At 57.7% G+C, this 21,475-nt stretch carries 24 protein-coding genes, 1 tRNA gene and 3 pseudogenes; 10 read left to right on the forward strand and 18 right to left on the reverse strand.

The features are described 5' to 3' along the window. Position 1 precedes the first annotated feature (1 nt). Positions 2-1,111, forward strand: a complete 1,110-nt coding sequence (locus FEM01_RS16490) for a methionine ABC transporter ATP-binding protein (RefSeq protein ID WP_138220555.1) — start codon at positions 2-4, stop codon at positions 1,109-1,111. Then, positions 1,101-1,745, forward strand: coding sequence for a methionine ABC transporter permease (locus tag FEM01_RS16495; RefSeq protein WP_138220556.1), 645 nt, complete (start codon positions 1,101-1,103; stop codon positions 1,743-1,745). Before FEM01_RS16490 ends, FEM01_RS16495 begins: the two co-directional genes overlap by 11 nt. A 160-nt stretch (positions 1,746-1,905) precedes the next feature. On the opposite strand, the gene dibA is transcribed toward FEM01_RS16495, so the two are convergent. After that, positions 1,906-3,801, reverse strand: a complete 1,896-nt coding sequence (dibA, locus tag FEM01_RS16500) for a phosphodiesterase DibA (protein WP_138220557.1) — start codon at positions 3,799-3,801, stop codon at positions 1,906-1,908. 151 nt (positions 3,802-3,952) lie between these two features. Here dibA and desA point away from each other — a divergent pair, with 151 nt between their 5' ends. Together desA and FEM01_RS16510 are read left to right on the forward strand one after the other, a co-directional pair. Next, positions 3,953-5,137: a delta-9 fatty acid desaturase DesA gene (desA, locus tag FEM01_RS16505; protein WP_138220558.1), complete on the forward strand. Its 1,185-nt coding sequence runs from the start codon at positions 3,953-3,955 to the stop codon at positions 5,135-5,137. A 141-nt stretch (positions 5,138-5,278) separates the two neighbouring features. Then, a complete protein-coding gene (locus FEM01_RS16510; protein ID WP_138220580.1) occupies positions 5,279-6,262 on the forward strand; it encodes a GGDEF domain-containing protein in 984 nt (327 codons plus the stop codon). Positions 6,263-6,281: 19 nt separating this feature from the next. Here FEM01_RS16510 and FEM01_RS16515 read toward each other — a convergent pair whose 3' ends face one another. From FEM01_RS16515 to gabD, 3 genes are all read right to left on the reverse strand, one after another. Continuing rightward, the gene (locus FEM01_RS16515) at positions 6,282-7,634 is read right to left on the reverse strand and encodes a response regulator (protein ID WP_138220559.1); all 1,353 of its coding nucleotides are present in this window, start codon (positions 7,632-7,634) and stop codon (positions 6,282-6,284) included. A 131-nt stretch (positions 7,635-7,765) separates the two neighbouring features. Continuing rightward, complete coding sequence (gene gabT / locus FEM01_RS16520) at positions 7,766-9,043, reverse strand: 4-aminobutyrate--2-oxoglutarate transaminase (protein WP_138220560.1); 1,278 nt, start codon at positions 9,041-9,043, stop codon at positions 7,766-7,768. Positions 9,044-9,227: 184 nt separating this feature from the next. Further along, positions 9,228-10,670 (reverse strand): NADP-dependent succinate-semialdehyde dehydrogenase, encoded by a 1,443-nt coding sequence (gene gabD / locus FEM01_RS16525; protein WP_138220561.1) that lies wholly within the window; start codon positions 10,668-10,670, stop codon positions 9,228-9,230. Between the two features lie 460 nt (positions 10,671-11,130). Here gabD and FEM01_RS16530 point away from each other — a divergent pair. Next, positions 11,131-11,207 (forward strand) — tRNA-Arg (locus tag FEM01_RS16530). 271 nt (positions 11,208-11,478) lie between these two features. Here the strand turns inward: FEM01_RS16530 and FEM01_RS16535 are convergent. The 8 genes and pseudogenes from FEM01_RS16535 to FEM01_RS16575 form a co-directional block, all read right to left on the reverse strand. Beyond that, the gene (locus FEM01_RS16535) at positions 11,479-11,940 is read right to left on the reverse strand and encodes a hypothetical protein (RefSeq protein WP_138220562.1); all 462 of its coding nucleotides are present in this window, start codon (positions 11,938-11,940) and stop codon (positions 11,479-11,481) included. 3 nt (positions 11,941-11,943) lie between these two features. Beyond that, positions 11,944-12,192: a hypothetical protein gene (locus FEM01_RS16540; protein ID WP_138220563.1), complete on the reverse strand. Its 249-nt coding sequence runs from the start codon at positions 12,190-12,192 to the stop codon at positions 11,944-11,946. Between the two features lie 252 nt (positions 12,193-12,444). Then, positions 12,445-12,792, reverse strand: coding sequence for a hypothetical protein (locus tag FEM01_RS16545; protein ID WP_138220564.1), 348 nt, complete (start codon positions 12,790-12,792; stop codon positions 12,445-12,447). A gap of 139 nt (positions 12,793-12,931) precedes the next feature. Beyond that, positions 12,932-14,035: an IS5 family transposase gene (locus tag FEM01_RS16550; RefSeq protein ID WP_138220565.1), complete on the reverse strand. Its 1,104-nt coding sequence runs from the start codon at positions 14,033-14,035 to the stop codon at positions 12,932-12,934. 350 nt (positions 14,036-14,385) lie between these two features. Beyond that, positions 14,386-14,640: a MafI family immunity protein gene (locus tag FEM01_RS16560; RefSeq protein ID WP_138220567.1), complete on the reverse strand. Its 255-nt coding sequence runs from the start codon at positions 14,638-14,640 to the stop codon at positions 14,386-14,388. A 6-nt stretch (positions 14,641-14,646) separates the two neighbouring features. Continuing rightward, positions 14,647-15,005, reverse strand: a pseudogene (locus FEM01_RS24810) (EndoU domain-containing protein); the annotation flags it as partial. A 24-nt stretch (positions 15,006-15,029) separates the two neighbouring features. Further along, positions 15,030-15,323 carry a contact-dependent growth inhibition system immunity protein gene (locus FEM01_RS16570; protein ID WP_138220569.1) on the reverse strand — a complete coding sequence of 98 codons (294 nt, stop codon included), beginning with the start codon at positions 15,321-15,323 and terminating at the stop codon, positions 15,030-15,032. Between the two features lie 2 nt (positions 15,324-15,325). Then, on the reverse strand, positions 15,326-15,946 hold the full coding sequence (locus FEM01_RS16575; RefSeq protein WP_138220570.1) for an RNase A-like domain-containing protein: 621 nt from the start codon (positions 15,944-15,946) through the stop codon (positions 15,326-15,328). Positions 15,947-15,979: 33 nt separating this feature from the next. Here FEM01_RS16575 and FEM01_RS16580 point away from each other — a divergent pair, with 33 nt between their 5' ends. Beyond that, positions 15,980-16,234, forward strand: coding sequence for a hypothetical protein (locus FEM01_RS16580; RefSeq protein WP_138220571.1), 255 nt, complete (start codon positions 15,980-15,982; stop codon positions 16,232-16,234). Between the two features lie 74 nt (positions 16,235-16,308). Here the strand turns inward: FEM01_RS16580 and FEM01_RS16585 are convergent. Then, positions 16,309-16,410, reverse strand: a pseudogene (locus FEM01_RS16585) (transposase domain-containing protein); the annotation flags it as partial. On the opposite strand from FEM01_RS16585, the gene FEM01_RS24185 reads away from it, so the two are divergent. From FEM01_RS24185 to FEM01_RS16600, 4 genes and pseudogenes are all read left to right on the forward strand, one after another. Beyond that, entirely contained in the window at positions 16,375-16,536 is a 162-nt protein-coding gene (locus tag FEM01_RS24185; RefSeq protein WP_171030972.1) for a hypothetical protein, read from the forward strand. The pseudogene FEM01_RS16585 and the gene FEM01_RS24185 overlap by 36 nt on opposite strands. Before the next feature lie 151 nt (positions 16,537-16,687). Further along, positions 16,688-17,248 carry an RNA 2'-phosphotransferase gene (locus FEM01_RS16590; protein WP_138220581.1) on the forward strand — a complete coding sequence of 187 codons (561 nt, stop codon included), beginning with the start codon at positions 16,688-16,690 and terminating at the stop codon, positions 17,246-17,248. Between the two features lie 144 nt (positions 17,249-17,392). Then, positions 17,393-17,743: pseudogene (locus tag FEM01_RS16595) on the forward strand (IS66 family transposase); the annotation flags it as partial. Then, positions 17,740-18,048 carry a hypothetical protein gene (locus tag FEM01_RS16600; protein ID WP_138220572.1) on the forward strand — a complete coding sequence of 103 codons (309 nt, stop codon included), beginning with the start codon at positions 17,740-17,742 and terminating at the stop codon, positions 18,046-18,048. The pseudogene FEM01_RS16595 and the gene FEM01_RS16600, both read left to right, overlap by 4 nt. 604 nt (positions 18,049-18,652) lie before the next feature. Here the strand turns inward: FEM01_RS16600 and FEM01_RS24425 are convergent. The 5 genes from FEM01_RS24425 to FEM01_RS16620 form a co-directional block, all read right to left on the reverse strand. Beyond that, positions 18,653-18,997 carry a hypothetical protein gene (locus FEM01_RS24425; RefSeq protein WP_240791765.1) on the reverse strand — a complete coding sequence of 115 codons (345 nt, stop codon included), beginning with the start codon at positions 18,995-18,997 and terminating at the stop codon, positions 18,653-18,655. 236 nt (positions 18,998-19,233) lie between these two features. Further along, complete coding sequence (locus FEM01_RS24190) at positions 19,234-19,404, reverse strand: hypothetical protein (RefSeq protein ID WP_171030978.1); 171 nt, start codon at positions 19,402-19,404, stop codon at positions 19,234-19,236. Positions 19,405-20,023: 619 nt separating this feature from the next. Beyond that, positions 20,024-20,272 carry a hypothetical protein gene (locus FEM01_RS16610; RefSeq protein ID WP_138220573.1) on the reverse strand — a complete coding sequence of 83 codons (249 nt, stop codon included), beginning with the start codon at positions 20,270-20,272 and terminating at the stop codon, positions 20,024-20,026. 285 nt (positions 20,273-20,557) lie between these two features. Next, positions 20,558-20,914, reverse strand: a complete 357-nt coding sequence (locus tag FEM01_RS16615) for a hypothetical protein (protein ID WP_138220574.1) — start codon at positions 20,912-20,914, stop codon at positions 20,558-20,560. Next, on the reverse strand, positions 20,911-21,475 hold a 565-nt coding region (locus FEM01_RS16620; protein ID WP_138220575.1), incomplete at its 5' end, for a cysteine peptidase family C39 domain-containing protein. The genes FEM01_RS16620 and FEM01_RS16615, both read right to left, overlap by 4 nt.

A 21,475-nucleotide genomic window follows, 5' to 3' on the forward strand; every position in this document is an offset into this window, starting at 1 on the left:
AATGAGCCAGGCCAGCGCCCTTCGGGCGCCCTCCCCGCACAGCGCACCGGCAAAAGCGACCGGGCAGGCCCTGCGCCCGGAGGTCAATGAAGCCCATGTGCGCTTCATCGGCCTGGGCAAGACCTACCCAGGTCAAACGCAACCGGCCTTGCACGGCATCGACCTGAACATCCGCCGTGGCGAGATCTTCGGCATCATCGGCCGCAGCGGTGCTGGCAAGTCGTCGCTGCTGCGCACCATCAACCGCCTGGAGCAACCCAGCCAGGGCCGGGTGCTGATCGACCAGGTGGACATCGCGCCGTTCGACGAGGACCGCCTGGTGGCCCTGCGCCGACACATCGGCATGATCTTCCAGCACTTCAACCTGATGTCGGCCAAGACCGTGTGGCAGAACGTCGAATTGCCGCTGAAGGTGGCCGGCGTGCCCAAGGCCGAACGCCAGCGCAAGGTCCGCGAGTTGCTGGAGCTGGTGGGCCTGGCACAAAAGCATCACGTCTACCCCGCGCAGCTTTCCGGTGGGCAGAAGCAGCGTGTCGGCATCGCCCGGGCCTTGGTCCATGATCCTGAGATCCTGCTGTGCGATGAAGCCACCTCGGCGCTCGACCCGGAGACCACCGCCTCGATCCTCGAGTTGCTGCGCGACATCAACCAGCGCCTGGGCCTGACCGTGGTGCTGATCACCCACGAAATGGCGGTGATCCGCGACATCTGCCAGCGCGTGGTGGTACTCGAACGTGGCGAAGTGGTCGAGCAAGGCGAGGTCTGGCAGGTGTTCGGTGCACCGCGCCACGCGGTCACCCAGACCTTGCTGGCGCCGCTGCGGGCCAAGCTTCCGGCGAGTTTGCAGGCCAGCCTGCGGGCTAGTCCGATCAGCCAGGATGCGGCGCTCGTGCTGCGCCTGAGCGTGCTCGGCGAACCCGAACTGAGCAGTCTGTTCAGTGCGCTGGGCGGCCAAGTACGGCTGCTCCAGGGCGGCGTCGAGACCATCGGCGACCACGCCCTCGGGCAATTGATCCTATCGGTACGCGGCTCGCCGCTGGATACCCATCAACTGCTGCAACGGGCCCGCCACTGGGCCACGGATGTGGAGGTACTTGGCCATGTGGATTGATCGACTGCTGCAAGGCTTGCTCGACACCTTGCTGATGGTCGGCGTGTCGTCGCTGATCGCGTTGCTGGTCGGGGTGCCGATGGCGGTGCTGCTGGTCACCAGTGGCAAGGGCGGCATCTTCGAAGCCCCGGTGCTGAACCGGGTACTGGGCGCCATCGTCAACCTGTTCCGCTCGATCCCGTTCCTGATCCTGATGGTCGCGCTGATCCCCTTCACACGCCTGGTGGTTGGCACCACCTACGGCGTGTGGGCGGCGGTGGTGCCGCTGACCATCGCCGCCACGCCGTTCTTCGCGCGCATAGCCGAAGTCAGCCTACGTGAGGTCGACCACGGTTTGATCGAAGCGGCCCAGGCCATGGGCTGTCGACGCTGGCACATTGTCTGGCACGTGCTGCTGCCCGAAGCCCTGCCGGGGATCGTCGGCGGCTTCACCATCACCTTGGTGACCCTGATCAACTCCTCGGCCATGGCCGGAGCGATCGGCGCCGGGGGGCTTGGGGACATTGCCTACCGCTACGGCTACCAGCGCTTCGACAGCCAGATCATGCTGACGGTGATCGTCATGCTGGTGGCGTTGGTGGCGGTGATCCAGTTGGGGGGGGATCGGTTGGCCAAGGGGTTGAACAAGCGCTGATTTAACACGGCCTTTGTGGAAGCGGGCTTGCCGGAGTGCCGGACTAACGCGAAGCAGGCGACTCGGTGGATGGCACCGGCTTTGCCGGTGTTCGCGGCACAAGGCCGCTCCTACAGGTGCAGCGCTGGATTCTGGCTTTGCGCAATTCTGTGGGAGATCCTCAGCCCCAGTGCAGCTCCTGCGCCGGCACCGGCCGTCCGAACCAATACCCCTGCCCCAGCTGGCACTGTTGCTCCAGCAGAAAACGCGCCTGCTCGGCCTGTTCGATGCCCTCGGCATGTACCTGCATGCCCATGCTGCGGGCCAGGGCGATGATCACCCGGACGATGGCCACATCATCCTCGTCATGTGGCAGCCCGGCGACGAAGCCCTGGTCGATCTTGAGCTTCTGCACCGGCATGCGCTTGAGGCGTAGCAACGACGAATAGCCGGTGCCGAAGTCATCGATGGCCAGGTTCAGGCCCAACTCGCGCAGGCGGTGAAGTTGCTCCAGCGCCACTTCCGGGTCTTCCATCACGGCGCTTTCGGTCACCTCAATTTCCAGTAACGCCGGGGCCAGGCCAGTCTCGTGCAACACGTCGGCCACCTGGCGGTACAGCTCGTGCTGGCCGAACAGGCGGCTGGAGATGTTCACCGCCACGAAGTCGAGCTGCTTGCCCTCGGCCTGCCACTGGACCATCTGCTGGCACGCCTGGCGCAGCACCCACGCGTCGATTTCGGCGATCAGCCCGGTGCGCTCGGCGACCGGAATGAAGTCGCCCGGCGGCACCAGCCCACGCTGGGGATGCTGCCAGCGCACCAGTGCCTCGACACCGATCATGCGGGCATTGAACAGGTCATGCACAGGCTGGAAGAACACCCGCAGTTCATCCTGCTCCAGCGCCCGGCGCAACTCGCCAGCGGTTTCCACGCGCTGCTGGGCGTGCGCGGTCAGCTCTTCGGTGTACAAGGCATAGCAGGCGCGGCCACTGCTCTTGGCCTTGAACAACGCCGAGTCCGCATTGCGCAGCAGTTGCTCGCCACTGAGCGCATCGCTTGGGAACAGGCTGATGCCGATGCTGACACTGATGAACAGTCGATGATCATCGCAGTTGAATGGCTCGCGCAGGCGCTCGATGATGCTCTGCGCCAGCTTGCCGGCCTGGCCCACCTGCTGGCAGTTCTCGGCCAGCACCCCGAACTCGTCGCCGCCCAGGCGCGCCAGCGTCACACTGTTACCCAACGCCTCGCGCAGGCGCTCGCCCACCCGCTTGAGCAACTGGTCGCCGATGGGGTGGCCGAGCCCATCGTTGATGCTCTGGAAATGGTCGAGATCCAGCAGCAGCAAGGCGCAGCCACGCTTGTTGGCCTGAGCCGTCGCCAGGGCTTGCTCCAGGCGGTCGCTGAACAGCAGGCGATTGGGCAACCCGGTCAACGGGTCGTGGTGGGCCAGATAGGCCAGTTCCTGCTCGCTGTGCTTGATCGCACTGATGTCGCTGAACACCGCCACGTAATGGCTCAGCTCGCCATTGTCGTCGCGGATGGCGCGGATCGTCTGCCACTGGGGGTAGATTTCGCCGCTTTTGCGGCGGTTCCAGATCTCGCCGCTCCATTCGCCCGTAGCGTGGAGCGTGGCGTAGATCTGCTGATAGAACGACGCGCCGTGACGACCAGACTTGAATTTGCTCGGGCGCTGGCCGATGACCTCGTCCTGCTGGTAGCCGGTGATGCGCATGAACGCCCGGTTGACGTGCACGATCAGACCGTGGCGGTCGGTCACCAGGACACCTTCCAAGGTACTGTCGAATACCGCTGCGGCCATGCGCAGGCGCTCGCGGTCCGCGCTGCGCAGGCGGGCACCGATGCCGATGAACGTGAGCAGCCGCACACGCGAGACGAAGATCAGCGCAGCACTGAGCAGCACCCACACCACCACGTTGATCTGCCGCCCTACGGTCAGCGCCAGTGGATCTTCGGACATGCTCTGCAACACAAGCTCCGACAGCCCCAGCCAGAGGATCGAAAGCACCACGTAGAGCGCAGCCATGCGCAAGGCGTCGCGAACGGAAACAGACATGTCGGGTGGATGAGCCCATGGAAAAGGAAGGGGGATTATAAAGGCTGAATCATCCTGTGACTTCTTAGCAAAAAGCGCGACTGGTTTTATTTCCCTGCCAAGGGATAATAACCGGCGATTTTCCCCTGTGTTTCCGAGGGTCTTCATAAGCATGTGGTACTACGGTCTGCTCGATCTGTCGGCCTGGCAACTGGTCGGCGTCACCCTGCTGATGACTCACCTGACCATCGTCAGCGTGACCATCTATCTGCACCGCTATTCGGCACACCGCGCGCTGGAGCTGAACGCGGGCCTCAAGCATTTCTTCCGGTTCTGGCTGTGGCTCACCACGGCGCAGAACACCCGCGAGTGGACCGCCGTACACCGCAAGCACCACGCCAAGTGTGAAACCCCGGATGACCCGCACAGCCCTGTGCACAAGGGCCTGGGCACCGTACTGCGCAAAGGCGCCGAGCTGTACCGTGAAGAGGCCCGCAACGCAGAGACGCTGCGCATCTACGGCAAGAACTGCCCGGACGACTGGGTCGAGCGCAATGTCTACTCGCGCTACAAGCTCGGCGGGATCGCGCTGATGGCCGTCATCGACCTGCTGCTGTTCGGCACCATCGGCATCACCATCTGGGCCGTGCAGATGGCCTGGATCCCGTTCTGGGCCGCAGGCGTGGTCAACGGCCTGGGCCACGCGGTAGGTTATCGCAACTTCGAGTGCCGCGACGCCGCCACCAACCTGGTGCCCTGGGGCATCCTCATCGGTGGTGAAGAGCTGCACAACAATCACCACACCTACCCCAACTCGGCCAAGCTGTCGGTGCGCCGCTGGGAGTTCGACATGGGCTGGATGTGGATCCGCCTGTTGAGCCTGCTGCACCTGGCCAAGGTGCAACGGGTCGCGCCCATCGCCCACCGCGTCGAGGGCAAGGCGTCGTTGGACATGGACACGGCCATGGCCATCCTCAACAACCGTTTCCAGATCATGGCGCAATACCGCAAGCTGGTGATCGGCCCGCTGGTGAAACAGGAGCTGGGCAAGGTAGACGCCTCGGTGCGTCACCGTTTCCGCCGGGCCAAGCGCCTGCTGTCGCGCGAGACCAGCCTGCTGCAGGACCGTCATCACGTGCGTATCGAGTCGATCCTGGCCCACAGCCAGGCGCTCACGACCATCTATGAGAAACGCCTGGCCCTGCAACAGATCTGGGCCCGCACCAGCGCCAACGGCCACGACATGCTCGCGGCCATGAAAGACTGGGTGCACGAGGCCGAGGCCAGCGGTATCCAGTCTCTGCGCGAGTTCGCCGCACAGCTCAAAACCTACTCGCTGCGCCCCACCGGGGTGTAACCGCCGTTGATCGGCATGCTCCGCTGCGGGGCATGCCGCTCGGAACTTCCCGCCTGAGATACGACTCCAACTCGGCATATCGCCTAGCGTGGCGGGCCGGACCGTGGCCGCACGCCCTTCGTCGAGAAACGCTCCGTGCTCATGGCCAAAGACCACCCACACACTGCCAGTCCGCGCCCCGAAGCGGCCCAGACCCTGCTCGCCTTGCTCCACGCCCAAGGTGAGGTGGCGCGGCTGAGCGAGCGCGAACAGCTGTATTCCTCGCTGCTCGACAGCGTCAATGCCGTACTGTGGGCCTTCGACTGGGAGACCCGCCAGGTGCTGTATGTCAGCCCAGCCTTCGAGCGCATCTTCGGCCGCCCGGCCAGCCTGGTGCTGGCCGACTACAACGAGTGGCGCGACGCGATCTACCCGGACGATCTGGAGTACGCCGAGCGCAGCCTGGCCCAGGTGCTGGTCAAAGGTACGGTCGAGGACCGCGAGTACCGTATTCTCAACGCCAACGGCGAGGTGCGCTGGCTAAGCGACAAGTGCTACATCAACCAGCAACGCGAAGGCGACTCGCGGGTGATCATCGTCGGCATCGCTGAAGACATCACCGAGAAAAAGCAGCTTGAAGGCGAGTTGCAACGCTTGGCCACCACTGACGTACTGACACAAAGCAGCAACCGCCGTCACTTCTTCGAATGCGCCCAGCAAGCGTTCGACAATGCGCGCGAAGACGGCACGCCGCTGGCCTTCCTGCTGCTGGACATCGATGACTTCAAGCAGATCAACGACAGCTACGGCCACCAGGAAGGCGACCAAGTGCTGCAGCGTATTGCCGACAGCGGCAAGGCGGTGCTGCGGCGTGGCGACCTGTTCGGGCGTATTGGCGGCGAGGAATTCGCTGCGGTATTCCCTGGCTGCACTGCGCAGGTGGCCGAGCAGATCGCCGAACGCCTACAGCGCGAGATCCAGCGCCTGAGTTTCAGTCACGGGCAGCAGACCTACGGGGTAACCGTCAGCCAGGGCCTGACCGGGCTCAATGACCAGGACGAGGCGTTGGACAGCTTGTTCGCCCGCGCCGATGCGGCGATGTACCAAGCCAAGCGGCAGGGGAAGAACCAGATCGTCCTGGGCTGAGGGCGATGGGCTGCAACGCTCACACCTGCTTGCCCTCAGCCTCCCCTGGCGCCGCCTCGACCGGCACCTCAGCCATCTCCGGCGTTCCTGCCTGCGCCAACCGCGCAGCCTCTTCTTCAACGGCCAGCCTGGCCTTGGCCGCCTCTTCCTCGGCCACCGCATGGGGGTCGACCTTGCGCAGGCGTGTCAGCTCCGGCAGACCGATCTTGAGCAGCCGCGCCGTCTTGCTACTGGCCACCTTCTCCAACCCTTCGCTGGGTTTCAGACGCGCCAACTGACCGGCCAGGTTCATTGCCAGGATCTCGCGGGAATACACCCCGCCACCCAACTGGTACACCGCTGCGATCAGCTCACGCAGGCTCAGCGGCAAGCGCCAGCGGGTACGCAAGGCCGAGCCAAATGGTGCTCCGAACTCGTTGAGCGACAGCTGGACCTGATCCTCGTCCAGCTCGCCACCTGCCAGCCGCCATTCCTGCAGGGTGCGCAACACCGCCAGGTCGCCCAGGCAATGCAGCAGCCCCGCGCAATAACAGCGCCCTTCGTCCACTTCCAGCTGGCGCGCCAAGGTGCGGCTGTAGTCGGCCGTGCGCAGCGAGAGGTTCCAGTAATGCGCGGCATGCTGCGACAACAAGGGGTCGCTCAGGCGCGCGCTGCGCTTGAGGGTCAACCCCAGGATCAAATTCATGCTTTGGGTACTGCCTAGCTTGTTCAACGCCTGCAACAGGGTTTGCACAGGGGCCTCGCGGTGCAGCGCGGCGCTGTTGGCTGCGGCGATCAAGACGCCGGTAATCTGCGGGTCGCCGCTGATCTCTTGCTCAAGCACCTTGAGGTTCAGGCCCTGGGGATTGAGCGCACGCTTGATCGCCACCTGCACATCGGCGAACAACGGGCCGCCGTCGGCGGTAGCGCGGCGTTGCTCAAGAAAACCCGATAGCTTCACGCCCGGCGCCAACGCCGGGACCGGGCAGGCGACAGACTCGCCCACCTCCAGCAGCAAGCCCTCCAGGCGCTTGCGCAGGTTGTCCATATCCAACGGCTTGCTCAGATACGCCGTGGGGTGCAGCGGCAATGCCTCACGTACGCTGGCGCTGTCGGTACGGTTGCTGAGCAGGATGAACGGCAAGGCAGCGTGCTCACCGCTGGTGCGCACCTTGCGCAGCAGGTCCAGGCCATCGACGCCGGACAGTTCACGGGCAGCGATGATCAAATCAGGCTGGGTAGCCAACGCGCTAACGGCCTCGGAGCCATCGGCACAGACCCGTAGCCGAGCGTCGCAACGTACGCTCAGCAGCATTTCCCTGAGCATGTCACGCACCCACGGATCGCCTTCGGCGATCAGCACGCAAGGGGGTACAGGGTCGGCGGCGCTCATGGCGTTTCTCCAGTTATGACGCGCGATCCGTCGCAGCTTCCTCAGATTCCTCGTACAACATTAGCGCCAGTTGCCCTCAAACAGTTAAAAAAAAACCCGCCGAGGCGGGTTTTTTTCAGAAGCGCATCACATCAAGCAAGTTCAGCGAAGCACTCTTCGATAATGGCCAGGCCCTTATCCAGCAGTGCGTCTTCGGCGGTCAGCGGAACCAGAATACGCAGGACGTTGCCGTAGGTGCCGCACGACAGCAGGATCAGACCCTTGTCACGTGCCTTGGCCACGACTTGGGCAACGGCAGCGGCGTTCGGGGTGTGGGTGCCTTTCTCGAAGACTTCCACGGCGATCATCGAGCCCAGACCACGGACGTCGCCGATGATCGGGTGCTTCTTCTGGATTTCACGCAGGCCAGCGGTCAGGTGCTCACCAACAGCCTTGCTGCGGTCCAGCAGCTTCTCTTCCTCGAATACGTCGATGACGGCCAGGGCCGCGGCGCAAGCGATCGGGGAACCGGCGTAAGTGCCGCCCAGGCCGCCCGGGGCGATGGCGTCCATGTACTCGGCCTTGCCGCACACACCGGCCAGCGGGAAGCCGCCAGCGATGGACTTGGCGAAGGTGGTCAGGTCAGGCGCGACACCCATCTGCTCCATGGCGAAGAAGGTGCCAGTACGACCTGCACCGGTCTGCACTTCGTCGGCGATCAGCAGGATACCGTGCTGGTCGCACAGCGCGCGCAGGCGCTTCATCAGCTCTTTCGGCGCAGGCAGGAAGCCGCCTTCGCCCTGTACCGGCTCGAGGATGATCGCGGCGATGTCGCGTGGCTCGGCGTCATTCTTGAAGATGCGCTCGACCGAGGCGATGGCGTCGTCAACGCTGACACCGTGCAGCTCGCTCGGGAACAGCGCGCGGAAGATGCCGCCTGGCATCAGGCCCATGCCCGCGGAGTACGGCACGACCTTGCCGGTCAGGCCCAGGGTCATCATGGTGCGACCGTGGTAGCCGCCAGTGAAGGCGATCACGCCGGCACGGCCAGTGGCGGCACGGGCAATCTTCACAGCGTTTTCAACGGCTTCGGAGCCGGTGGACACCAGCAGGGTCTTCTTGTCGAAGTCGCCTGGGACCAGCTTGTTGATCTTCTCGCACAGCTCGACGTAAGGCTCGTAGGCCAGTACCTGGAAGCAGGTGTGGCTGACTTTGGTCAGCTGTTGTTGAACAGCAGCAACCACTTTCGGGTGCAGGTGGCCGGTGTTCAGTACTGCGATGCCGCCAGCGAAGTCGATCAGTTCGCGGCCTTCAACGTCGATCACCGTCGAGTTCTTCGCGCTTTCAACGAAGATCGGGTGAATTTGGCCAACACCACGTGGGACGGCGGCGACACGGCGTTGCATCAAGGATTCGTTGGTCTTGCTCATAATGCCCTCATTCGCGCCGACGCTGACGGCGCTTTTATTCGGGGGTGGCTGGAAGGTTCGCGAACAGTATTCGTTGATCGACTGCCGTGAACGCCCTGGCCACCAGGTACTGCGGTGTCAAAAAGACCAGCGAGACGTCGCTCTCGCGCCCCGCTGGCAGAGGTAAAACCTGTTCAGTGCCGGATCAGATGCTCAGGCACAGGTATTTGATTTCGAGGTAGTCCTCGATGCCGTACTTGGAACCTTCGCGGCCCAGGCCCGACGCCTTGATACCACCGAACGGCGCCACTTCGTTGGAGATCAGGCCGGTGTTGATACCCACCATGCCGTATTCCAGGGCTTCGGCGACACGGAACACTCGGCTCATGTCACGGGCATAGAAGTACGAGGCCAGGCCGAACTCGGTGTCGTTGGACATGGCGATGACTTCGGCCTCGTCCTTGAAGCGGAACAGCGGCGCCAGTGGGCCGAAGGTCTCTTCCTTGGCGACAGCGGCGGTTTTTGGCACATCGACCAGAATGGTCGGCTCGAAGAAGTTGCCTTCGATCAGCTTGCCACCGGACAGCACCTTGGCGCCTTTGGAGACGGCGTCTTCGATGTGTTCCTGAACCTTGGCCACAGCCTTGCCGTCGATCAGCGGGCCAGTGGTGGTGCCTTCTTCCAGGCCGTTACCGATCTTGAGCTTGGCCACGGCAGCCTTGAGCTTCTCGGCGAACGCGTCGTAGACGCCGTCCTGCACGTAGATACGGTTGGCGCAGACGCAGGTCTGGCCGTTGTTGCGGTACTTGGAGATGATCGCGCCTTCGACAGCCTTGTCCAGGTCGGCGTCGTCGAACACGATGAACGGCGCGTTGCCGCCCAGTTCCAGGGAAACCTTCTTGATGTCCTTGGCGCATTCTTCCATCAGCTGGCGGCCGATTTCGGTGGAGCCGGTGAAGGACAGCTTGCGCACCAGGGAGTTGCCGGTCAGTTCGGAGCCGACTTCGCCAGCGCTGCCGGTGATCACGCTCAGCACGCCAGCCGGGATGCCGGCGCGGGTGGCCAGTTCGACCAGGGCCAGGGCCGAGTATGGGGTCTGCGAAGCAGGCTTGAGCACCATGGTGCAACCGGCAGCCAGGGCCGGGCCGGCTTTACGGGTGATCATCGCGGCTGGGAAGTTCCAGGGGGTGATGGCGGCCGTAACGCCGATCGGCTGCTTGATGACGATCAGGCGCTTGTCCGGCTGGTGGCCTGGGATGACATCGCCATAGACGCGCTTGGCTTCTTCGGCGAACCACTCGATGAACGAAGCGGCGTAGGCGATCTCGCCCTTGGCTTCGGCCAGCGGCTTGCCTTGCTCGGTGGTCATCAGGCGGGCCAGGTCGTCCTGGTGCTCGATCATCAGCTCGAACCAGCGACGCAGCTTGCCAGCACGCTCTTTGGCGGTCAGTGCACGCCAGGCCGGCAGGGCCTTGTCGGCGGCTTCGATGGCGCGGCGGGTTTCGGCGGCGCCCATCTTCGGCACCGTACCGATGACTTCACCTGTGGCCGGGTTGGTCACCTTGATGGTCTGACCGTTGTCCGCATCCAGCCACTCACCGTTGATGAAGGCTTGCTGGCGGAACAACTGAGCGTCTTTGAGCTGCATGTCGGCTTCCCTTTACTGCGAATTATTGATTGTTGAAAAGGCGCCGCCAAAAGGCGGCGGCCGTCAGGAATTCGTGCACCAGGGTGTTCGACGCCTGGGTGCCGAGCGTTTGAAATCTCAAACGGAATGCTAAGCGGCTGCTGGGGGGTTGGACAATAGGCTGTTCGAAAAAAAGAACGAATGGTTGAACACCCCGTCTGAAATCCCCGCTTCGGCCCTTCGCGGGCAAGCCAGCCAGGAGGCATGAGGAGGTTAGACGCAGAGGCAAATCTTGCGTTCGATCCTGCGTTGGCTCAGCCTCATCTTGCGCCACGCTCTCGGGAGACCGCGAGAGCACACCTATCTTTAGACCCCATCGCCGCCACCCAGGCCTGCCCCATCAGCCGGCTTGTACGGGAGAAAAAGGCTACAGATCAAGGCGATGGACGCCACAGGAACAGATGGGTATGATGCGCCCCGTGCACTCGTAGCTCAGCTGGATAGAGTACTGCCCTCCGAAGGCAGGGGTCGTGGGTTCGAATCCCGCCGAGTGCGCCACCTCCCCCCCTCGTATCACCGCCCTTCAAATGTCTGGATCAAGCGCGTCTGCCGCAGGTTTTTCTGCGCCTGTCAGATGGAACGCAAGCGCCACTTTCTCAGCATCGCTGATATATGTGCGCCACTATATTTTGCGCACAATATAAACTCGCAAACGTTTATTGCGCGATTTCTGATCTTCTGCCGTCAGACGGTTTCCAAACGCCTTTGCAAGCAGCGAGTCACGCGCACCGATGAGGCCTAGCGGTTGCGCAGACTGCCCAGGCACTGCCTAAAAAGGCGCCTCGCCCCCTGGCATGTCGGCATGCGCCGCCAGCACCGCCTCAAGAGGCGCCTGTTTGCCACCCAGGGTGCCGTGCACGAGATTGAGCCAGATCACCGACACCGCCACCTGCCCTTTACCAAGCCAGTTACGCTCCAGATTGGCAGCGAGCACCTTCTGGCCCAGGGCGTAGAACGGTTGGGTATCGACGTCTCCCTGCGCCTTGGCCCTGCACAGTTCATAGGCAAAGCGTCGCGGAGATTGAGTGAGGCGTTTGTCAGTCGGAACACCCTGATGCTGCTCATACGCCGAGATACCCTCGGCATAACGTTGGGCAAGCACGCACAGCGCCAGGTATTCGTCCAGAAACGCGGTCTGCAAACCTGCCTTGCCCCAGTTGGAGAGGGTGGCGGACTTGAGCATCCAGTCACAGGCTTGAGCAAAGCGCAGCGTCTGTTGCGCTTCCTGCATCGCCTAGGCACCGAGGCTGCGGTACTTGTGCAGGCGAGCCATATGCAGATCGAAATCGCTGCCAAAGTCGTCCTGCCTGGAGATGGCCAGGTCAATTCTGTCCAACAACCCCGGCATGTAAGGCTGGACGAGCTCATAACAGCCAACCAGCCAACCAGAGAAGATGCTGTCCATCAGATGACAGGCGACATTACCCAGCGCCACCCCGTCGTCCGGGTCTTCCTGCAACAGCAGCAAGCTCACTTCCAGCACATGCTTCTTTTTTTGACCATGTCCAAAACAGGCATAGCGTCTAGGGAAACTCCGAGCAAGTTACCCACCAGCCGGAAATGGACGGCTTGGAGATGCCGAAAACCCCGATTTTCAGCCGCTGATTATTGGAAAACCAAGGCATAGCCTTGGTTTTCTGCCCTCACGGGCGCACCTCTCCCGCAGCAGGCAATAGTAACTTGCTCGGAGTTTCCCTAGTGGAGTACGCGGTGTCGTACTCGCTTTTGCCCCATTTTAAACGTTACGCAACGTCCACCATCGGCAGCTGACCTCTGGCTCAAATATCACTCTGGCTTCCGAAATCGACTCGCAAATATCAAATACAACATGAACTCCAGCCCCAGAACCATCCCGCACCAGCTCAATCGATTTGACATTTTCCGAAGAAACAACTGCCAGCTCTTGCATAGAAAGCCTCAGTACCATCTGGAAAGACTTCATCACAGCACTAAAAGACACATCAACTTCAATCTCACTATTTTTTGATTTTTTTGTATACCGACATAGAGCCAAGGTAGGATCAACCTCCACAGGTTCCATACCAAACTCCTCCAAAAAGTCATTTGCATCTGGAAACTTCATTACAACCTCCTCAGTGAAGCGGTATCACTGCGCTGAGTTTACGAGTTCCGTCATCAAGAACTTGGAATGTACTTTGAAAATTAGCAGCCTTACCCGATGGCCCTATAAACAAAGATTCTCTAAGAGGGTGTAGACAAAATCAAGTAGTAAGCCGACGAGCCAGCATACGAGCCTCAGCCAGCCATACCCATGCCGCACTTACATCGAGCAAACGATCATGGTGCATGATCAGCCGCCTGGCTCGCTCATTCCATGCGTGAGTTCTTTCCACTACCCAGCGTTTGGGCATAACCACAAAACCACTCGTTGCTGGTGCTGGCGCGAACAGGTCGCCTTGTTCTGAATGCCATTTCCCGGTACGGCGATTATTCGGTCCTCTTATGACCTGTACCTGGACAGCATGAATGTCCTGCGTCCGCTGTGCCCACTTTCCGGCGTAGGCACTGTCAACGAACAGAGTATTCACGGATGGGTACTTGCCCATCGAGGATGTCACCGCGTCGTCCGCCGCGTCTCGATCCTGCACGCTGGCTGCACTGATACTCACTGCCAAGAGCAAGCCCAGGGTATCAACGACCAGACTTCGCTTGCGCCCTTTGACCTTTTTGCCGGCGTCGTACCCACTTTCTCCGCCTTGGGGAGAGCTACGAGTTGACTGGGAATCGAGAACAGCGGCTGACGGCTTTTCATCACGATCCATCCGCTCTCGCCACTGGGCACGAAGCCGGTCGTGCATTTGCTCAAACTTGCCCTGAGCGCTCCACCGTCGAAAGGTCTTGTAGACGTTGTCCCAATGCGGAAACTCGTGAGGCAGCATTCGCCATGAGCATCCCGTGCGCACGACATAACAGCACGCTTCCAAAAGCGTCCTTCGGGAGTGACGAGGCGGCACGCCACGGCCTCCCGAGACTTCAAACAAATCAGCGACCAGCGTCCATTCTGCGTCCGTCAGACAACTGGGGTAGCGCTGTTCCGGCAACTGGCGCCGGTGGGCCTCGGTGTAACCATAAGACTTACGAGGCTCGGATGGCTGGAAGCTACCTTTGGCTCGTTCCTTTATACGAACGATCCCGGCCAGCTTGAGCACTTTGGCAAAGGTGTCGGGATGAGCGGTGATGCCTGTTTCGGCATGGAATGCTTTCGCCAGTTCGGCTTGGCTGGAATAGGGCTGCGTATGAGCGAGTCTGGTCAGCAGAGGGTAATGCTGCGCAGCGATTACGGGCGGGCGTCCGGTTTTAGGCATGGTGCAATGCTGTGTAGGCAAGGGGCAAGCAGCTTACTTTATTTTGTCTACACCCTCTTAAAGGATCGTCGAAACCTCGCACAGTTGCTTTTACGTCAATTCCGGCCTCTCTAGCTGCTGCTATACGGGTGTTATCCATACTCGTCAGCTTTCCATCGGGCATTTTCACCACATCGAAAGGATCACCTTTCCAACCATTGGCTCGCATACTTTGAACCAGGTTGTCGTAGGTATATTGAGTGCCACTAACTCGATCCGCCTTACTGAACGACACTGTGTTCTGTGAGAAACGAATATCACCAGCCGCATGAGACGTAGCATTTCCTGCTGCTTTTGCACCAATAGTAAATCTATGACTTCAAGCCCTTCAGATGCTTGAATGGCCCTTCTTCTAAAGATAACCCCATACCCAAGGCCAATTGAATAGCCTCGGTATACTCCTCATCACTTATAGATACATCATATTCGCAAATATGGTCACACAAAATCTCGAAAGCCAGACTCTCTTCATTATATCCGACATAATCTAATGTTCCCTGAAGCAGCGTAGAATCTAGCCGCCCCTGGAATCGCTCTCCAAATTTGACAATACGATCAGCGTACATAGAGACCTACTTTATGGGCTTATAGGTTGGAATTGGTGCATTGTCGGGAAAGGCCGTGACCACCTTGCCCGTAGCTGGCTGGTAAACAACACGCATACGAACTCCGTCACGCACTTCATAAGCAACCCATTTGGCAGGATCGCCTTTGCTTGTATAAATCCCGCCAGTTCCTGTTTGGGCGTACCACTTGGTATTAGGAGACGTCGCAATGTCGCCAACCTCGTGAACTATTTTATCTGCCGACCAACTCCGAGGGAAAACTGTCTTCCCTGGTTGACCTGGCCACATATGGCCACCACTTTCAGGCTTATCGCCATACAAAATATGTTTTTTGCTTCAGGGGAAAGAACATCGACATAATCCTTTCTAGTCGCTTTTGCACCAACTTATTATTTCTCTAAGAAAGCAGCCCGCACCATCAACAACCAATTTGCGTATGTCAGGCCTTCGGATTCGGGCTCAAAGAAACATCCAACTTTAGCAATCATAATCTCGCGACAAGCATCTTCAGGAAGATTAAGAGCAATCAATTGGTCAAGCTCACCAGCCCCCGCGAGCAACCTCTCACGAGATTCACTATTAGTAATTTCATGAATCACCTCACTGCTATTACTGAACTCTTCAGGCCAGTCTTGATGAAAATAGCAACCTAATAACTGACCGATAACGCTGTAATTTTTCATACTCATGGCACCGTAGGGAATCCTGTAAGAATTTTATATCCTGTTGAAATTTTCGAATCACGCACAAGTATTACCCTGACCGAATTTGCATCTACTGCACCGGACGCGCCGCGAGCAACAGATATTCCAACAGGGTTTGATAGCGTATGGTCAAGTCTCAAGCGGTTTGCGCTTCCAGAAAGCCAGTTCGCAATTTCTGTTCGCTTCATATCCAAGGTTTGTGAAACGGCCTTTTCAGCAACTGTTCGATCATAAAAAGATGACGAGCCAGTAATTTTAGGCTCCGCCGAAAGACGGCTTAACAACTGTGCCTCTGATTGCCCGACATGCTTTGCAAGCAAGTGCCCACCAGCTGCCTCATGAGCTGCAAGTCCACCACCTGGAACAATTGGGCTAACTGCCTTCCCAGCTTCTTTTGCACCCGAAGCCACCCAGCGCCCCGACACCCACTTGACCGCCACCCCACCCAATTCAGCAGTCAAAATGCCAGTGGTCGCGTCAAACAGGAACTCGCCCGTACCCTGCGGCCCCTTGGCCTGAGCCTCGTCAATGGCCCGCTCGATGCCTTGGGCTGGGATATCACTGGTGGCCCAAGCGTAGCCTGCACTGGCGCTGTCCAGCAAGCCAGCCCACACCCCTTGCACGGTGTCGATTGGATGCTGGGCGACCTGCGAAAGTGTATCGACTGCCTTGCCCGGCCAGCTAACCGCCTCGCGCATGTAACCAAGGCCCATTTCCGAGGCGACGAAGCCAAGCTCCCTGGCGGGCGCATACCCGGCGTAGGTGACATCGGCCTGATCGACTTGCTGGGCGGCGAAATAGTCGTCGAATATTGCCTTGCGATATTTCTCCTCCGGCCAACCGCCGTCTTTGAACGCCTGAAGCTGAATCTCGCGCGCATGGTTTTTTGATCAAGCTCGCGTGCCCGGCCCAGTGCATCAAGTGCGATCCATGAACCCCACCTATCACATGATGGGGCAACAGGTTACCGTGGCATCTCTGGCGAGCAGTTCCACGGCAGCAGCGCCTCGTACTCCTCTACCGACGAGGCATGCGGCAACCGCTCCAGTACGTGGCGCAGCCACGTATTCAGGTAGCGGCGTTGCCAGAGCTGGCCCGGCTGCTGTCGAACAAACTCGAAGAGCTGTTTGGTCAGCAGCAGGAAACCACTGTCCGTAAGCGTGGCCCGACTCCGGCAACAGATAGCCGGTAGATAGCAGCCAGATAGCACAAAGGAAGCAGCTCACGATGCAAGTTGATGCAGCAGTGATGCAGGCAGGCATGCGGCAGATATGTGGCAGACATGATGCACCGATGATACAAACCACGGCCAATCAATGAATGATTTTGAGGCGTTAAGCAGGATGAATACCAAGCAACTCAACGAGACCAGCAAATTTCTTAGCTATGTTCTCAGGCATGAACCACACGCCATCGGCTTGCAGCTAGACAACGAGGGCTGGGCAGATGTCGAATCCTTGATAGCCGGTGCCGCTAAAGATGGGCGAATTTTAGATATTGCCCTGATTCAGGCTGTCGTCAGCAGCAGCGATAAAAAGCGTTTCAGTCTCTCGGATGATGGCCTGCGCATCCGCGCCGTACAAGGTCACTCAACTGCTAGTGTGAGCCTTCAGCACGTCGAGAAAGAGCCTCCAGAGTTTCTCTACCACGGCACCGCCACACGCTTCCTGGAATCGATCCGGCAGCAAGGATTGATCGCAGGCTCTCGCCACCATGTGCACCTGTCGCAGGACATAACTACGGCTATTACTGTTGGGCAGCGCTATGGAAAGCCTGTGGTACTAAAAATTGAAGCCCTAAGGATGCACCAACAGGGCTTCAAATTCTTTCAGGCAGAGAATGGGGTTTGGTTAACCGCACATGTAGAAACCAGATTCATAAGTCAACATATCGATGACCTATAATCTGACGACTCCTTCTTAGCCGCCTCAAGCCAATCAGAGAAAATCTGATAAGACCTATTCTCCCAAGGCAACGCTTTGAGATTGGAGTAGTCATATATTCTCACCGGCGGATCACCTGAAAAATCCGCCCCGTCAAAACATGCCAAAACAACCCACCCGTCCACACCGCAAAGTGTGCTGGGCAAGGCCGTGCACTATCTGGCGAACAACTGGAGCCGGTTGGAACGGTATGTCGAAGCGGGCCACTTACCAATCGACAACAACCTGGCAGAGCGTGCGATCAAGCCGTTTGTCATTGGGCGAAAGGCATGGCTGTTCAGTGACACGCCCAAGGGCGCCACGGCCAGTGCGCATATCTACAGCTTGGTTGAGACCGCCAAGGTCAACGGCCAGGAGCCCTATACGTGGCTGCGCCACGTACTGGAGCGGTTGCCGCATGCACAGTCGGTTGCCGACTATGAAGCACTATTACCGTGGAATTGGAGAGCATCATGAGTATTGATATCACCCATCTGACGGCTGATGAGTTGGTCGAACTGAACCATCAAATTATCGAGCGTCTGAAGATGCTGGAGACGTTGGAAACACATAAATCAATGATGCAACTCCATTCAGGAGCACGGGTCAGCTTCGAGTCCCCTGCCGGTGAACGGATTGTGGGAACGGTTATGAAGTTCAACCGCAAGACCGTGACGGTGGTAACCGATGCAGGGCGCCGCTGGAATGTCTCGCCACATTTATTGGCTCTGATCAAAAATGTAGTGTCGGGGAAGGTCGTGGATATTCGGCCCCAAAAATAGAAGCTCCGTGTCTATCTTGAGCGCCATATCTGGGTATGTAGTGTTTGTGGATCGCATACAGTCGTCCTGCCTGGAGATGGCCAGGTCAATTCTGTCCAACAACCCCGGCATGTAAGGCTGGACGAGTTCATAACAGCCAACCAGCCAACCAGCCAACCAGAGAAGATGCTGTCCATCAGATGACAGGCGACATTACCCAGCGCCACCCCGTCGTCCGGCTCTTCCTGCAACAGCAGCAAGCTCACTTCCAGCACGTGCTTCTTTTTTTGACCATGCCCANCTCTTCCTGCAACAGCAGCAAGCTCACTTCCAGCACGTGCTTCTTTTTTTGACCATGCCCAAAACAGGCATAGCGTTTAGGCCCTTTTTCATTCACATAAACAAGCAAAAAGGGGACAGATCTCTTATCCAGAATTACGCCTCGCCCTGCCCTGACCTCATAACTGAACTCACAGTCCGAACAAGATCTGCCTCAGCGCATGTTGTTCTTCCATGGTTGAGTCATCAGAAAAAATCTTGTCAGATGTTACAACCTTGAAAAATTTAACGCCCTCATACACTTTAAACCCTTGGCTTTCCAACAATGAAACGCAGGAGCGCTTATCTACACCCACCCGCTCCCAGAAGAGACTACCCAGCCACATCGTGCTGCCAATCGCCTCAATATACCCTTGCCTAGCACGTTACGACCAGGATTCCCTGACGTATCAATTTCCATTTGATCCAAGGGAGGAGGTAAACCATTCGATTTCATCGGAAGACCGAAAAGCGAGCGACCCGCGCATTCATACTCTAGAGGGTCTGTGGCGTTCTGCCAAAAATCATAGTCGATATCAGAAACCCATGCCTGAATAAAACCTTGCACACCGAAAATAGGCGCTAATTCCTCTTGCAACTCAGCATTATCATGACCTTCTAATTCTTCCAGCACCAAAAAGCAATAACCCATTGCTGGCAGCAGTCCGAATCGGAGACCATACCCACCTGACACCAAGCCACTAGGCCATGACTTTTTCTTCAGTATTTACTTTTCAAGTTTCTTGACATCAATCTTGGTTCCCTGCAAAAAAAATTCTACAGGAGAGAAAAGTTTACTTAAAACCTGCTCAACCAAAACCAGCATCTGCAAGCCACTGATCGAATCGATATCAAAAACAAACTTGAATCGTTTCAATTCCTAAAATCTCACCTAAATTCTCTAATAACCACTTTGACATCATAGTCACGGCCAAATTGGATAAGTGACTTGGCAGCGGCCGAATCACCAGGCTGAACGTGCAGATCAAGCACCATGCTTGCTGGCATACCGTCCACTTTTGCGCCAGTTGTCCCCAAATCGATAATATGATCTTGCATACGGCCTAACCACGTACTGCCTGTCGTATCGACTCACCAGCGTCTTACCCTTCTGGAAATCAACAAGCGGGAAATATCCGTTTCGTTCGGCACCGACGTTATACCAGTCGCACTGCTGTGGATGCCCAGTTTTAGCAAGGTGCAACTCAATTTCTAACCACGGGATGAGGCCTAGCGGTTGCGCAGACTGCCAACGCACTGCCTGTAAAGGCACCTCGACCCGGGCAGTTTGCACCGCTAGCCCACCATTTCGTTCAAGAACCGAAGCCCATCTTCATCGCGAACTGCATAGACACTTTCGTACTGAAAGGAAAAAATAAAATAACATTGGTTTTTTTCAGACAAATCAGTCAAAAAACGCTTAATGTCGCTCGATCCTTGCGCAAGAGAGTCCACCGGACAATGGAATGCCCCCTGACCCCCACAGCCCAACTTACGCTTACTCCCTCAGTTACAACCTGCTCCAGCTCATGGCACTTACGAAATACAAAATACGTGTTGGAGGCACCCAAGTTCCCTGATAGATCATCATTATCGATGCAGACCTCAGCCCCCACCCCCGATAAAACCGACCCAATCTCCTGCATGGAAGTGCCAGTCGCGATTTCAAGGCTCATGGTTATTGCCATTTCGAAACCTCAATCACCTTGAACTCTCCATTTTTCATGAGATATAGCGTCTTCAAATCTGCCACGGGTTTAAGACTCAAGGCATCGCCTACCTGATTGATAGTCAGCGGAGAGTCAGCCAGATTAATCACTACACTGCTGGCTTGTTTTTTGACCTTGTCATTAATGGTCATCAACACAGAGCCAACACTGCCCGTTCTCGGAGATGCAACATCAGCCAGTTCTCCATTGATCCGCAAATCTGGATTGGCACCTTTTTACCCGTATTAGCTAGTTGCTCTACATCATAGTCAGCGTTAGCAAGAATTTTGGCGGCCTAATTTTGACGTTCAATTGATCGAGCCCTATCTGGACTTGCATTCTTTGGCGGCAGTTCTGGCTCGCCCTTCAACGAGCCAATCTTGGGCAATCCGGTAGTACCGGCCTCAGCACCTGTAATTGCGCTAGTTGAGTTCGGATTCTTCGTGGATGCCTCTTTTGCACCATCTTTACACCAACCTGTCAATAAAGCCCATCAAAAACCGTCACTCTTCGTCCCAAAAATTCCCTGGCGGCGCATACTCACCATCCTTCAAGACAACACACCACCCGAAGTTCGTATAAAACATTTCTAGCCCAATGATTTTATAAACATCAGGCTCAATTTCCCTCAAGGTAATCAGACTGTTCGCATAGTGAGTATATTGCCCTCCGCCACCCGCAACAGCTCTTAACTCCAACTCATTACGATCCCATTCAGATACGAGTCCGGATGCCTCAGGAACAGTATCCGAAAAAGAAATCTCAAATTCTTTAGATATTTTGCACAAGCAAGGAATTCGCGCCTGCCTGAGCAATTGCTCAGTGTGCATATTTTTTGGGAAGCTAATATTTAATTTCATTTCAAAGCACTCCGAGGAACAACAACCTCACCCGAAAAATTTCTTTCGAAGGTACTAACAGGACTGAAATACTGCTTACCATGCGGGTCACGAATAGCTACAACAGAAATGCCATTTCTAGTTGTAACCCCATCCACCACAACAAAATGGGAAAAACCAGAGCCTGTCGCATTGTCAACAACTCGAACAACTACCGGAGTTCCATTTGAGGTATACCTAGTCAAATCAGCGACATTTCTGTTCCCAAAGGCACTTGCAGGAACACCTTCAGACTTCATCAGGCTAGCAACATCCTGAGCAAAAATTCCTTTTTCAGAGGGCGGGAGCTTTTGGATAAGAGTGCCTACATCAACTTCCTTGCCCAACGTATTCAGAACCATCCCACAAGAGTTGTGACCGCAAGTAGGCACAGGTCCTTGATTCACGACCAGACGATCACCGCCTCTCGGTATCGCATCATCAAGCAACGGATTTCTAGCGCCCGTGCCTGCAACTTCTCCAGCCGTCCCTGTCGCTTTTGCCCCCGAAGCCACCCAGCGCCCCGACACCCACTTGACCGCC

It is taken from the genome of Pseudomonas mosselii (genome assembly GCF_005796105.1).
Lineage (GTDB): Bacteria > Pseudomonadota > Gammaproteobacteria > Pseudomonadales > Pseudomonadaceae > Aquipseudomonas > Aquipseudomonas mosselii_C.